Below are 12,870 nucleotides of genomic sequence, written 5' to 3' on the forward strand. Positions count from 1 at the left end.
ATGACACGAAGAGCAGAAAATAACCACAAAAATATCTGATAGCATTCTAATGACCGATTCGGGTTTAACTGGTCATGTGGGGAAGACTTGTAATCTGGGAATTATAGCGCCTCACAAATAGGATGAACTTTTAGTTCATTCACAATATCTCCCTTGCTATCCACGCACATGCTTCGGCATCGGCAAGGGCGTGGTGATGATTTTTCATGTTAAAGCCACATGCAGCAGCGACTGTCTGGAGTTGATGGTTTTCTAAATCAGGGAGTACCCGCCGTGAAACACGAAGCGTATCGTAGAACTCATAGTCAGGATAGTCCATTTGATAGGAACATCTCGAAGTCCACAAGGGAAGATAGTTGCTCAAGTGGATTACCCATTGCAGACAGAGCCTCTATGGTGAGTCCACCCTCAAAGAGATTCTCATCCATCGGTCTCCTATATACCGTCGTTTTCTTCATGATTACGTCGTTTGGTACTGCAAAGATACAAAATTATATCAAATTATCGTCAGAAACATCTGACTATCAGTTTGTTAATTTTTAGAACATCCCTCAAATTATTATATGGTCAATAATATATTCTATTTCGTTTTAATCCCATTCTTCCTCAATAATCTTTTCACCACAGCCAGATCCGCATCATGTTCCCTCTTAAGTGTTTTCGAGGTTCCAAAATCCGTATAGCTAATGACCACGAACTTTATTCCGTGTTTAGGAAGTTCTGTCTTGCGGCGTTCATCATAAATCTTCCTCTGCTCACCCCTAGAAACACCACTCACAGTCATCCGGCGATTAAAGAACTTCACATCTTCAGTATGCTGCCTCTCATAGTACTCAATAACCAGGTTCAGTTCATGGTAATACGCATCCACCGGTAATGCTCTTCCTGAATCGCCCAGAAGGAATGGAAACTTATATTGTTGCTCAGCCTTCATCCCCAGTGCCTCATTACACAAACCAATAATATAGTATTCATCTGAACCGGACCTTCCCTTAGTTTTAGTAATTTGAGAGCCAGGTTTAGTTGCATCACTAACCTTGATAACGGCTTTATCAACTAAGCGTTGTAGATTCTGTACTGTATATGACTTTCCACTAGCGACCTCGCTCCAATACAAGCCAATACGCCGTATCTTACCACGAATACTCTTCTGTTTGTCTGCTGGGGCCTTCTCAAGCTGACGGACAAGTATCTCTATCTGTTCAAACTCCGCCGTCGTAAAAATAGTTCTTGCGTTATCTCTACTCATAGTTGTAATATCTGTAATTGTTTATATATTATTTTGTTTGATACTTCATTACAATATCTCTCTTGCTATCCATGCACATGCCTCTGCGTCGGCAAGGGCATTATGATGGTTCTCTAAGCAGTAACCACATTCGGCTGCAACAGTCTGGAGTTGGTGGTTCTCAAGATAGCGGAAGGCTCTGCGTGAGGCTGCCAGCGTATCGTAGAACTCATAGTCAGGGTAGTCCATCTGATAAACACGGAACACGGCTTTTAGACAACCCTCGTCGAAAGGCTTATTGTGGGCTACCAGTGGAAGACCTTCTATCAATGGTTCTATCTGCTCCCACACCTTAGGGAATATAGGAGCATCATCCGTATCATGACAACAAAGGCCATGAACCTGACTGCACCAATAATTATAATAGTTCGGCTCTGGCTGGATAAGAGAGTAGAACGAATCTACAATCTCACCGTTACGAACAATGACGATTCCTACAGAACATACGCTGCTGCGCTCATTGTTAGCCGTCTCAAAATCTATAGCTGCAAAATCTCGCATTTTCAATCCTCCTTATATTTCAATAAATATAACTTGCTCTCGACAAAAATCAAATAAGTTTGTCTTCGTTCGTGATCTATCATCATTCAACGATTTTTGTGCAAATATACAACAAACTTGCGCCAATCTGCAGCAGAGGTTTGAAAAAAGAGCGATTTTTTATTGTCGTTTTCAAATATAATTGTATTTTTGTGCACGATTTTAAATGAAAATCCAAAGTTATACTTGTGATTTTAAATGAAAATCCAAAGTTGTACTTGTGATTTTAAATGAATAATCTCTACTGAAAACAGAAAGGGAAAATATTATGTTAACGCGTATTTACCAATTAAATCATGAATTAGAAGGAAGTGTTTTTTTATTTGGGGCACGTCAAACTGGGAAGACAACATTGCTCAGGCAACAATTCCCTCATGCCATTTTTATAGATTTGCTTAACACTGAAATGAAAAGAAGACTTCAACGTCATCCTTTCCTGCTCTATGAAATGCTTAAAGATAAAGCAGAAAACACATTGGTTATCATTGACGAGATTCCTGAAATTCCAGAGCTTCTTAATGAGGTTCATCGGCTGATGTCTCAGCATCACCTGCGTTTTATTCTTTGCGGTTCAAGTGCCAGAAAGCTAAAGCGGAAGGGGCATAATACATTGGGCGGACGTGCCTTTCCTGCTTATCTCTTCCCTTTGGTAAGTGCCGAAATTCCTAATTTCGATATTGACAGGGCTGTCACTGTGGGAATGTTGCCTCCTCACTATCTGGCTACAAATAATCCGTCACGTTTACTCTCTGGTTATATAGACATCTATCTCAAAGAAGAAATCAAGGAAGAAGCTTTGGTACGCAACCTCAATGCTTTTCAACGTTTCTTGGAAGTGGCAGCACTTACGAATGGTGAAGTGGTTAATTACAATAACATAGCTCAAGAATGTGGAGTCAGTGCCACTACGGTAAACGCATATTTTGATATTCTTGAAGATACACTTGTCGGGAGACGTATTCCTGCTTATACGAAGGTCATGAAGCGTCGATTAGTACAATCTCCCCGTTTCTATTTCTTTGACGTTGGTATAATGAATCATCTCTTGCATCGCAAAGATCTTAAACGAGGAACTCCTGAATATGGACATGCCTTTGAGCATCTCATTGTTCAAGAACTGGTGGCTTATATGCATTATTTCCATTGTGATGAGAAACTTAGCTATTGGCGCACATATACTGGTGTTGAAGTGGATCTTATAGTGGGAGAGGCACGCATTGCCATAGAGATAAAATCAGTGGAGGAAGTATTGAACAAGCATTTAAAGAATTTGAAATCGTTTGCCGCTGAATATCCCGATAGCCGCCGAATCATAGTGTCTCTCGATATTTTCAATCGTACAATAGACAATATAGAATGTCTATATGCAATGGATTTCCTGCATCAGTTGTGGGAAGGAGATATTGTGTAGATGGCTGAGAGATTATAGATGATTAAACAACAAGAGTCACCTTTTTCCGGGTGGCTCTTGTTGATGATAATAGGGCATTAGTCAAACACCCATTCACTTTGCCCTCACTTAATCACGATTTTGAAGTTAGGTCCAAAATCTCACAATAGTGACTCGGAATTTAAAATTTCAGGCCTATATTCAAAATGCATAGTGTCAAAGTGATACCACCTACCTCCCCAAATAAAACCATACTTCTCGAATACCCTAACTATTTCATGTGGGATATGGTTTTCATATTTTAGTTTGTCTTTTTCGGAACTTTTAGGATTAGACCACAACCAATAATTTGAATATTGAGTATTTATGTCTATTGCAATTCCATAGCTATGTGCACTTTGTCTATTTGTACCTTTTATTTTTCTCCAATAAAAAGAAGAAGCGTTTTTGAGATATTTATGAAACTCAGGGTGTTGTGATAATTCTGATGCAACCTTCCCTAACTTGTCAGCAGCACCATTGATTTTCGTAAATGGCACTTTCTGACCAAACCAATCAACGGGAACTAAATTCTTACGAACTGCCGCTTCATTATTGCCATACATCTTTTTGAAAAAAGCTTCACACCGTCCTCTTCCACAATCATTTAGATACAATGGTTCTGAACGTTCGACGTCATAGGTCATTGAAAACATATCCTCTATGTCACAGTTATCCAATTTCTCAATAAAACTCTTATCTTTACCATCGTCATATATGATTTTAGTTCCATCAGAAAAAATAAGAGAATTATCTAAATACTTGATATCAAAGTCAAGATAAGCTTTAATAATCTTTTTTGCAAACAATGGTATCGTATCAGTATTAACAACAATACTATTTTCTGAAACATCAATAGTATCAGAAGACAATATTGAATATATTTGCTTGTCTGACATGTTGTCAAAAAAGATGAGCAATAAACAAGAAAAAATCAAGAATATTCGCATTGTTTTATTCATGTTTCTTGATAAAATCAACGTTGTATTTCTCTATGGCAGACATTGAATTATATACGGCTGACACGTCGCTTGTCGTTGGCTTATACCAAGAATACTGCGAGAAATGGCTAAACAAATCATCACGCTTAAATCTGTAGCCATGACGAGCATAGATACTATTTCTCATTATCTCAAGTTCTTTTGTCGTCTTATTACTCAAGTCAGAATAAGATAATTTTCTTTTGGACAACACGCTTTCATAGCCGTTTGCACTGCTCTCTTCCGATACATCCATTGAATATGCACCAGCATCTGGAGTCAATGAGAACGATTTAGAGTTTTCAACTACGTTTTTTTTACTATAAGTCCCGTCAAAAATCTGTATCAAAGGAATCTTTAAATTCCTTTCATCATAACAAGTAAGGAAAGGAATAGCATCGTCACCATAACCTTCTTTACCTATCATCCAATGCCGTCCTCCTATTACATAATGAAACGATAAATCATTAACATCAATGAGAAAGACGTCAATCGGTTCTTGACTAAATGGTCGCGAATAATCATCATTTATTTCCGCAGAGTTCTTATTTGTTGATAATAATAGCATCTTGTTATCTGCTGCATAAGAGCCCAATAACAAATTAACTTTAACAGTATGACCATCCATCGTTGCAGGAATTTTTAAATCATTCACTTCCCCAGTCTTGATATCTTTGCATTTTATCGGGAGCAAACGCATATGACCTTCTTCATAGTTTATTGTCAATCCCTTCTTAATATAAAATACAGAATGATTTTTTTTATCTATAAAAGTTCCTAAAACATCATAACCTATTGAGCGAATTGAGTCTGCAAAACTCTTTGCTTGAGACTTCAACAACTCTATTTGTTGCTCGTTGCTAAGCGATTTATCATAACTAAGACCTTGACTTTTCGAACTGCTAGTTCCTTGACATGCAGTAAAGATGTATACAGCAATATATATAAATGCTATTTCTTTTATCTTTCTCATATTTCAAACTTATTTTAACGATTCATACATTTGCCAATAATCGAGAATGTCATTTATGCTATTGCTATTTTCAATAAATTGTATTTCACTATGTATTTTATCTTTTTCGGTTATACAGCAGATGGCATACGCTTCATTTGCTATGTTGTACAACACATTATGCCGCTTATAGCCAGAGACTTTCTCGTTGACAACTTTCTCCACTTTTACATGCTCTGCAAGAGCTTTTCTCAAATCATCCACAGAACCGATAATTTTAAGAACATTCTCAACATACAAATCTGGATGAGATTTTAGATTAGCCATAACGATTTCATCTTCTATCGTTATAGAACCTATATAATTCTGAATCTTTTCTGGCAAGTTTTCTTCACCTCTTAAATCCAATTTACGTTTACAAAACTCTTTAGCTATCTCTAAATATGCAGACTGATATTCATTTGGTGTTTTTACCAAAGAATTAAATCTTTCGTCCAAATAATCATCTATGACATCGCAAGCTTTAGAATACGCGAACTTCTTAAAAACAGTTGGTTTCCAATACTCCTGACTTCATCACTTTTTTGCGCCATCATATAGCGCACAATGATAATCAGCGAGTTACGTAAAATTATTGGGTGGTTTGGGTGGCGCAAGCGAAAAACGTGTACCTTTGCACCATGTATGTACGCAAGAAACACAATCGTTCCGGCTCTACAAGTGTGGTAGTGGTCAGTAAAGCGAGTGGAAAGTATAAAGAAATAAAATCGTTTGGCTCCTCTACATCCGAAGAGGAAATACATTCATTATGCGATAAGGCTGCTGCATGGATACGTTCATTTGGCGGTCAGCAAGAACTTGACTTTGATGACCGCAAGGGAAAGGAAGTCGAGGAGACAGAGCGTTTCCTTAGCAATATTGACAACGTGTTGATAAACGGTACTCGGCTTCTGCTTGATCAAGTCTATGACAGCATCGGCTTCAACCGGATTCCCGATGAGATTCTGCGTCATTTGGTAATCGCAAGGGTGTCGCAGCCCAGAAGCAAACTTGCCACAGTAGATTACCTGAAGTCATATTATGATGAAGATGTTGACCTCAACCACATCTATCGCTACATGGACAAGCTCTACAATACCCAGATGGAGCTTGCGCAGCAGATTAGCGTAGAGCACACCCGGAAACTGTTCGGAGGCAAGATTGGATTGATGTTCTACGACGTGACGACGCTCTACTTTGAGACAGCACAGACGGACGTATTGCGTGAACCGGGGTTTTCAAAGGATGGAAAGACGGCAGAGTCACAGGTTATACTCGGTCTGCTTGTATCAGAAGGAGGCTACCCGCTTTCATACTCTCTGTTCAACGGCAGCCAGTATGAGGGCTTCACCATGATACCAATGATAGATGACTTCAAGCAGCGTTTCAATCTGGGGAAAGATTTTGTTGTGGTGGCAGACTCAGGCTTGATGAACAAGAACAATGTCACTTTGCTGCAGGAGGCTGGCTACAACTACATACTTGGAGCCCGCATCAAGAGCGAGAGCGCAAGCGTGAAGCAATGGATTCTCTCTTTAGAGAAGGTTGATAAAGCCTGTTACGACTACAAACGTGAGAATGGGGAAAGACTTATCGTCAGTTATTCCGACAAGCGTGCAAAGAAGGATGCCTACAACCGTGACCGCGGAATTGTCCGATTGAGAAAAGCCTATAAGACCGGACGCATCACGAAGAGTCAGGTGAACAAGCGTGGCTACAACAAGTTTCTTGAAATCAGCAAGGACATAGAAGTCGTCATCAGCGAAGAGAAGATTGCAGAGGACTGCCAGTGGGACGGACTCAAGGGCTACATCACCAATACAGACCTTGACGCCGAGCGTGTCATTGCCGAGTATCATGGACTCTGGGTGGTGGAACGTGCATTCCGTATTTCAAAAGGAACTCTGGAAATGCGTCCGATGTTTCATTTTACAGAACGTAGGATAGAGGCACATGTCTGCATTTGCTTCATCGCCTATAAGGTATATAAGGAACTGGAGCGACTCATTGCCATTAACAAGATTGGGATGAGTGTCGATAAGGTGCTTGAGGCAGCCAAAACTATCACGACAATCAGGGTAAGGATGCCTAAAAACGGGACTTACTTCACTAAGACACTCTTCTTGACGGAGAAGCACCTCGCAGTGAAACCACTTTTCGACATATCTGGCAACAAATCTTAATTTGGGTGGCGCATTGACGAAGTCAGGAAAGAATTAAATCTTTCGTCCAAATAATCATCTATGACATCGCAAGCTTTAGAATACGCGAACTTCTTAAAAACAGTTGGTTTCCAATACTCTACAGAATTATTGGACTGACTGCATGAATAATTTAATAGTACAGTAACAACAAATATTATCACTGAAATTGTTCTTAAAATCTTTGTTTTCATGTTTTTTCTTTTTTTAAGTTATTTTTATATTACGAATGTTTTTAGAAATATTGACAGTGGCATTAAGCATATATTTTTCTACGAATCCACACGCCGCAATAAGGACATTGTTTTGTTTCTCCGTTCATAATTCTCCTCCTATTATTTTATCAATTAAACTTATAACAACTTCAGCATTAGCTTGATGGAATATATCTAATATATCATCTTTCTCTATTTCATATCCATAAATTGGAGAAATCCATTTAATGGAATATTCATATTGTTCTGCTAATGCATCTACGTTGCCTACAGTGTCCCCTTTTGTGCGGGATGCGGTGACAATAATATCACATTGTTTCTTCAGCAAATCTTCAAGCCATTCTTTTTGATCGGAATCTGGATCTCCAAGGCTTTCACATCCAATCTTAATGTCTCCACGCATGACAACGTCGGAGATTTCATAACTCGACTCGAGGACTTCTTTTTTTCCACCGAGAAGTTCATAAACTTTTCTGATGGTGCTCGTTTTCCCTTTGTTTGCAGGTGCATACAAGCAAATGATTACTTTCTTTCTCATAACTCTAATATTTAAATTAAATAATATTGTTGTTTATATCGTCTTTTTTCGTTAGAGCCAATCTTATTACATTGTAAACATAGATTTCTACTACCATTAAGATAAATTCTCCCGCTAAAAGAACAGATAAATAATGCTTGGTAGATTCAAAAATAGTTTTTTCTCCAAGTTCTTCAAGAATACCATCTATAGTTATAGCACTCATAGCAAATGACATCCAGCCAATCGCTGTACCAAAAGAAAATGCGTATAGTAAAAAAGCCATACCAGTCTTTTTTATCCTCTTTGTGTAATTTAGCATGAGTTCAATACCAATGAAAGCACAAAGTAAGGTATCAATTAAAAATGGGATAATAAAGTCTATATCATCAATAAAAAGATAAAGGATTGTAGTTCCTACTAATATATATATGTAGATGTCAATTCTTTTGTTTGTGCCCATAACTTCATTTATTTTTTGAATAGCATTGGCTAAAGAAATAAGTAAATACACACAACCTGTTGTGTTTAGAAAGGCACCTAAAACAGACAGAGCACAACTATCGTCTATGTCATTTTCAAATTCGTAGGCAGTACCCAAGAAGGATAAAATGCTGCCAACAACAACGAGAACAAAAGCTATGTTGGCATATTTCCATGGGTTAAATTGATACAATTCCATTACTCGATTTGTGCCAGTCTCAGACTCATTTGAAGCCATATTTGTAGAATTGGACGCATGGGGAGTTTCAGTGGATGATTCTGAAGTTTCCATCCATTTGCCACAGTATCTACACTTCTTGGCTATTGCCTTGATTTCTTCGCCACAATATGGACACTTTTTTGTTTCCTCCATAGTTCGAATATTTTAAAATTAAAAATGTTATAGTTCGATTTCACCACTATGCACAAAAGGTAAGGACATGAATAATGGCGCAGCCATTCTTATGCACTTAACCTGAGGGGCAGACCTCGGATTGGAACCCCTACTCACAAATAAGAATGTACTACGCCAAAGCGTGTGCATAGTTACGTTTGTGAGTAGGAAAAAATCCCACATAGGTTTCCCCTTGTTATTATATCGAACTATTCCAAACAGATTTCCGAGGTCTTTTCGGTTAAGTGCGAAATAATAAGCTTATGCATTTTTGCTCAGGATTTTCATGCGATGGCAAGTGCCACGATTCCCCCCAAGCTGTTTGCAAATATAAAAAGATTTGTTGGAAAATGCAAAACAAAGGTGTATTTATTTTGCGTGATAGGCAAAGTTTCTGTATTTTTGTATCCATCTAAAAATGAGGGAGGAATGAAATACGTGTATGAAATAGAGCAGCGGACGTTTCATTTCCGTGAGCCGGCGGGCACTTCGCGCGGTGTCTATCGGACGCGGCGGTCGTGGCTGGTGCGGCTGACGGACGAGGAAGGGCGCATGGGAGTGGGCGAGTGTGCACCGCTTCCGCAGCTCTCATGCGATGATTTGCCGGATTATGAGAAGATGCTGGCGGATGCCTGTGAAGTGGTGGCACGCTCCGGACAGACGGATTTTGACGAGTTGCGCCCGTTCCCATCGATGGTCTTCGGTCTGGAAACGGCTGTCCTTCATGCGCAAAGAGGCTCTTTGGCGTTGTTCAACACGCCGTTTAGTCGTGGTGAAGAGGGCATTCCTATCAATGGCTTGGTGTGGATGGGCAACTACGACGAGATGTTGCAGCGCATGGAAGAGAAGCTCCGCCAGGGCTTCCGCTGTGTGAAGATAAAGATTGGCGCTATCGGTTGGGACGAGGAAATGGCGTTGCTGCGGCTGATTCGTAGTCGTTTCTCCCGTCAGGATGTGGAGTTGCGCGTCGATGCCAACGGCGCTTTTTCTGTGGACGAGGCTCCGAAGAAGCTGGAAGCGTTGGCACGGTTCGATGTGCATTCCATCGAGCAGCCTGTCCGCGCAGGACAGTGGGAGGCGTTGGCGCGGCTTTGCAGGGAGGCGCCCGTGCCGATAGCCCTCGACGAGGAGCTGATAGGTGCCAACCGTCTGCGGGAGAAACAAGAGTTGTTGGATGCCGTTCAGCCGCAGTATATCGTGCTCAAACCATCGTTACACGGCGGCATTCGAGGTACGCAAGAGTGGATTTCGGAAGCTCAGAAGCGCGGCATCGGCTCGTGGATAACGAGTGCGTTGGAGAGCAACGTCGGTCTGAATGCCGTTGCCCAGCTTGCCGCCCATGTCTATGGTCCTGATATCCAGTTTCCGCAGGGGCTCGGGACGGGGCAGCTGTTTGTGGATAACATCCCCTTGCCGCTCGAAATCCGTGGCGATGAGCTGTGGGTGGTAGAAGGGAGCCCCACCCTAACCCTCCCCTAAATGGAGAGGGAGCGCCTAACGGAAGATATATATGCGGAATCTGCGGTAAAATGCAAAATTCAGTTTTTTTTCAGATTGTCATGCTATTTTTGCCGTGAGATAATGAAGAAAGAACATCTGTTTAGAACGATGAAAGTATGAAAATATTGGTGATAGAGGATAATCGTGAGTTTCGCGAACTGCTGGTTCATTCGCTCCGCTCGGAGCGCTATGTGGTGGAGACGGCAGAAGACTATTCGTCGGCATGCTCGAAAGTTTTTATCTATGAATACGACTGCATTCTGCTCGACATCATGCTGCCCGACGGCAACGGGCTCGACCTGCTGCGCGAGGCATCGCGGCGAGGGCTGCGCCTGAACGTGATTATACTCTCTGCCAAGGATTCGGTGGAGGACAAGGTGGCGGGCTTGCAGTTGGGGGCTGACGACTATTTGCCGAAGCCTTTCCATCTCTCGGAGCTGCATGCGCGCATCAGGAGTCTTCTCCGGCGGGTCAACCAGCAGGTGGACAACACGATGCAGATAGCCAATCTCTCCATCGATACGGCTTCCTATACCGTCTCCGTTGACGGTCAGGCGATAGAATTGGGACGCAAGGAATACGACATTCTGATGTTTCTCATCAATCGTCAGGGGCGGCTCGTAGAGAAGCAGACGCTGGCAGAGGCTGTCTGGGGGGATTTTATCGACCAGGCAGACAACTTCGACTTCATCTATGCGCAGATGAAAAACCTTCGCAAACGGCTCAAAGAGGCTGGTGCGCAGGTTGAGATAAAGACGGTTTACGGATTCGGATATAAACTGGTTGTGCCATGAGACTGCTCCACGTCATCACACTTCGCCTGTCGCTGCTGGCAACACTGATTCTGTTTTGCTGGTCGGTGTTCTTTTATTATACGATTATGAACGAAGTAAACGATGAGGTGGACGATTCGCTGGAAGACTATGCCGAAATGATTATCATCCGCTCGGTGCGCAACGAAGCCCTCCCAACGGCGTCGAGCGGCTCCAACAACCAGTTCTTTCTGCGCGAGATAACGCCGCAGTATGCGGCACAGACACCACACGTGCGCTACGAAGACCGTGACGTGTTCATCGAAGAGAAAGACGAGTTTGAGCCGGCACGCGTGCTGACCTACATCTTCCAGAATGACGACGGGAAGTTTTTTGAGCTCGAAGTATCTACGCCACATATTGACAAGAAAGACCTGCGCGGAGCCATTTTCTACTGGATTGTCTTTCTTTTCCTTGCCATCCTCCTTTGCATCTTGCTCCTGAACCTGTGGACCATCGGTCATTCGATGCGCCCGTTGCGCAAGTTGCTGCGATGGCTGGACAGATACCGTGTGGGAGAAGACAACCGGCCGCTGGACAATCCGACCAGGATTTACGAGTTCAGGAAGCTCAATGAGGTGGTGAAAGAGAGCATCGAGCGGACGGAAGTGGCATACGAACAGCAAAAAATGTTCATCGGCAACGCCTCGCACGAGATGCAGACACCGCTCGCCATCTGCAGCAGCCGCCTGGAGATGCTGCTCGAAGACCCGTCGCTCACCGAACGGCAGATGGAAGAAATCGTCAAGACGCGGCAGACTCTGGAGCAGTTGTCGCGCATGAACCGTTCGCTCCTGTTGCTCACAAAAATCGACAACGGGCAGTTTGCCGACGTGGCGGATGTGAATTTCACGGAGTCGATACAGCGGTTGCTGCCCGATTACGAGATGGTCTATGCCTCGAAAAACATCCGTCTGCAGACCGAATTGCAGGGCGATTTCATCGTCAGCATGGACGAATCGCTGGCGCAGACGCTGCTCTCCAACCTGCTGAAAAACGCTTTTGTGCACAACCACGAGGGCGGGGAAATCACGATAAAGGCAACGACCGACTCGCTGCTGTTCGAAAACACAGGCGCACCGGAAAGCCTGAACAAGGACTATATTTTCGAGCGCTTCTATCATTCCTCGGACAACCGCCAGTCGTTAGGACTCGGCTTGGCAGTCGTGAAAGCCATCTGCCAGCGTTATGGACTGAGGATAGACTATGCTTTCAACAACGGAAAACATGCGTTCACGATAGTCAAAAACTGACGCTTTCCCGGCGATGTATATTTATTCATTTTGAGGGGGTGAAACTATCGTTTTCCAAAAGTGGCACTTTTAGCTCGCAAAAGGGGAACTTTTAGACTGCGAAAGTGGCACTTTTAGGACGCGAAAGTGGCACTTTTGGAAACGTATTCGCAACCCGTTGATTATCTGAATGTTACAAAACTGCATAACGTATGCATGTTTTGCATGAATATACAAAAACGGAGGGCTGTCCGCATGCGCATTCTTTTTTTTGCGAAAAAACTCATT

The 12,870-nt window shown here is 42.3% G+C and carries 12 protein-coding genes and 2 pseudogenes; 5 read left to right on the forward strand and 9 right to left on the reverse strand.

The genetic code is table 11. The annotated features are described in order from the left end of the window. Positions 1-139: 139 nt before the first annotated feature. The 4 genes and pseudogenes from GRF55_RS02880 to GRF55_RS02890 all read right to left on the reverse strand — a co-directional run. Positions 140-325: pseudogene (locus tag GRF55_RS02880) on the reverse strand (exonuclease domain-containing protein); the annotation flags it as partial. Then, a pseudogene (locus tag GRF55_RS11665) lies at positions 321-458 on the reverse strand (IS5/IS1182 family transposase); the annotation flags it as partial. The pseudogenes GRF55_RS02880 and GRF55_RS11665, both read right to left, overlap by 5 nt. Before the next feature lie 122 nt (positions 459-580). Next, positions 581-1,249 carry a hypothetical protein gene (locus GRF55_RS02885; RefSeq protein ID WP_220369056.1) on the reverse strand — a complete coding sequence of 223 codons (669 nt, stop codon included), beginning with the start codon at positions 1,247-1,249 and terminating at the stop codon, positions 581-583. A gap of 48 nt (positions 1,250-1,297) precedes the next feature. Next, a complete protein-coding gene (locus tag GRF55_RS02890) occupies positions 1,298-1,789 on the reverse strand; it encodes a 3'-5' exonuclease (RefSeq protein ID WP_220369057.1) in 492 nt (163 codons plus the stop codon). Positions 1,790-2,096: 307 nt separating this feature from the next. Here GRF55_RS02890 and GRF55_RS02895 point away from each other — a divergent pair, with 307 nt between their 5' ends. Continuing rightward, on the forward strand, positions 2,097-3,239 hold the full coding sequence (locus GRF55_RS02895; RefSeq protein ID WP_220369058.1) for an ATP-binding protein: 1,143 nt from the start codon (positions 2,097-2,099) through the stop codon (positions 3,237-3,239). Between the two features lie 140 nt (positions 3,240-3,379). Here GRF55_RS02895 and GRF55_RS02900 read toward each other — a convergent pair whose 3' ends face one another. From GRF55_RS02900 to GRF55_RS02910, 3 genes are read right to left on the reverse strand one after another with little or no spacing between them, the layout of a single operon-like run. Next, positions 3,380-4,219 carry a M15 family metallopeptidase gene (locus tag GRF55_RS02900; RefSeq protein WP_220369059.1) on the reverse strand — a complete coding sequence of 280 codons (840 nt, stop codon included), beginning with the start codon at positions 4,217-4,219 and terminating at the stop codon, positions 3,380-3,382. After that, entirely contained in the window at positions 4,212-5,210 is a 999-nt protein-coding gene (locus GRF55_RS02905; RefSeq protein ID WP_220369060.1) for a YARHG domain-containing protein, read from the reverse strand. Before GRF55_RS02905 ends, GRF55_RS02900 begins: the two co-directional genes overlap by 8 nt. Before the next feature lie 9 nt (positions 5,211-5,219). Beyond that, complete coding sequence (locus GRF55_RS02910; protein WP_220369061.1) at positions 5,220-5,666, reverse strand: hypothetical protein; 447 nt, start codon at positions 5,664-5,666, stop codon at positions 5,220-5,222. A 203-nt stretch (positions 5,667-5,869) separates the two neighbouring features. Between GRF55_RS02910 and GRF55_RS02915 the strand changes: the two genes are divergently transcribed. Further along, positions 5,870-7,411 (forward strand): IS1634 family transposase, encoded by a 1,542-nt coding sequence (locus GRF55_RS02915; RefSeq protein ID WP_172774742.1) that lies wholly within the window; start codon positions 5,870-5,872, stop codon positions 7,409-7,411. Between the two features lie 336 nt (positions 7,412-7,747). Here GRF55_RS02915 and GRF55_RS02920 read toward each other — a convergent pair whose 3' ends face one another. Together GRF55_RS02920 and GRF55_RS02925 are read right to left on the reverse strand one after the other, a co-directional pair. Beyond that, complete coding sequence (locus GRF55_RS02920) at positions 7,748-8,182, reverse strand: hypothetical protein (protein WP_220369062.1); 435 nt, start codon at positions 8,180-8,182, stop codon at positions 7,748-7,750. Positions 8,183-8,198: 16 nt separating this feature from the next. Beyond that, positions 8,199-9,017 (reverse strand): zinc ribbon domain-containing protein, encoded by an 819-nt coding sequence (locus tag GRF55_RS02925; RefSeq protein WP_220369063.1) that lies wholly within the window; start codon positions 9,015-9,017, stop codon positions 8,199-8,201. A 450-nt stretch (positions 9,018-9,467) separates the two neighbouring features. Here GRF55_RS02925 and menC point away from each other — a divergent pair, with 450 nt between their 5' ends. The 3 genes from menC (at position 9,468) to GRF55_RS02940 (ending at position 12,603) form a co-directional block, all read left to right on the forward strand. Then, on the forward strand, positions 9,468-10,517 hold the full coding sequence (gene menC, locus GRF55_RS02930) for an o-succinylbenzoate synthase (RefSeq protein WP_220369064.1): 1,050 nt from the start codon (positions 9,468-9,470) through the stop codon (positions 10,515-10,517). A 137-nt stretch (positions 10,518-10,654) separates the two neighbouring features. Further along, positions 10,655-11,332 carry a response regulator transcription factor gene (locus tag GRF55_RS02935; RefSeq protein ID WP_220369065.1) on the forward strand — a complete coding sequence of 226 codons (678 nt, stop codon included), beginning with the start codon at positions 10,655-10,657 and terminating at the stop codon, positions 11,330-11,332. Next, the gene (locus tag GRF55_RS02940; protein WP_220369066.1) at positions 11,329-12,603 is read left to right on the forward strand and encodes a HAMP domain-containing sensor histidine kinase; all 1,275 of its coding nucleotides are present in this window, start codon (positions 11,329-11,331) and stop codon (positions 12,601-12,603) included. The genes GRF55_RS02935 and GRF55_RS02940 overlap by 4 nt, the downstream gene beginning before the upstream one ends. Positions 12,604-12,870 lie beyond the last annotated feature (267 nt).

It is taken from the genome of Prevotella sp. Rep29 (genome assembly GCF_019551475.1).
In the GTDB taxonomy this organism is placed as follows: Bacteria; Bacteroidota; Bacteroidia; order Bacteroidales; family Bacteroidaceae; genus Prevotella.

Excerpts from the sequence above, each read along its gene's own strand:
- GRF55_RS02885 (WP_220369056.1), bottom strand. The coding sequence starts at position 1,249 with ATGAGTAGAGATAACGCAAGAACTATTTTTACGACGGCGGAGTTTGAA.
- GRF55_RS02890 (WP_220369057.1), bottom strand. The coding sequence starts at position 1,789 with ATGCGAGATTTTGCAGCTATAGATTTTGAGACGGCTAACAATGAGCGC.
- GRF55_RS02895 (WP_220369058.1), top strand. The coding sequence starts at position 2,097 with ATGTTAACGCGTATTTACCAATTAAATCATGAATTAGAAGGAAGTGTT.
- GRF55_RS02900 (WP_220369059.1), bottom strand. The coding sequence starts at position 4,219 with ATGAATAAAACAATGCGAATATTCTTGATTTTTTCTTGTTTATTGCTC.
- GRF55_RS02905 (WP_220369060.1), bottom strand. The coding sequence starts at position 5,210 with ATGAGAAAGATAAAAGAAATAGCATTTATATATATTGCTGTATACATC.
- GRF55_RS02915 (WP_172774742.1), top strand. The coding sequence starts at position 5,870 with ATGTATGTACGCAAGAAACACAATCGTTCCGGCTCTACAAGTGTGGTA.
- GRF55_RS02920 (WP_220369062.1), bottom strand. The coding sequence starts at position 8,182 with ATGAGAAAGAAAGTAATCATTTGCTTGTATGCACCTGCAAACAAAGGG.
- GRF55_RS02925 (WP_220369063.1), bottom strand. The coding sequence starts at position 9,017 with ATGGAGGAAACAAAAAAGTGTCCATATTGTGGCGAAGAAATCAAGGCA.
- menC (WP_220369064.1), top strand. The coding sequence starts at position 9,468 with ATGAAATACGTGTATGAAATAGAGCAGCGGACGTTTCATTTCCGTGAG.
- GRF55_RS02935 (WP_220369065.1), top strand. The coding sequence starts at position 10,655 with ATGAAAATATTGGTGATAGAGGATAATCGTGAGTTTCGCGAACTGCTG.
- GRF55_RS02940 (WP_220369066.1), top strand. The coding sequence starts at position 11,329 with ATGAGACTGCTCCACGTCATCACACTTCGCCTGTCGCTGCTGGCAACA.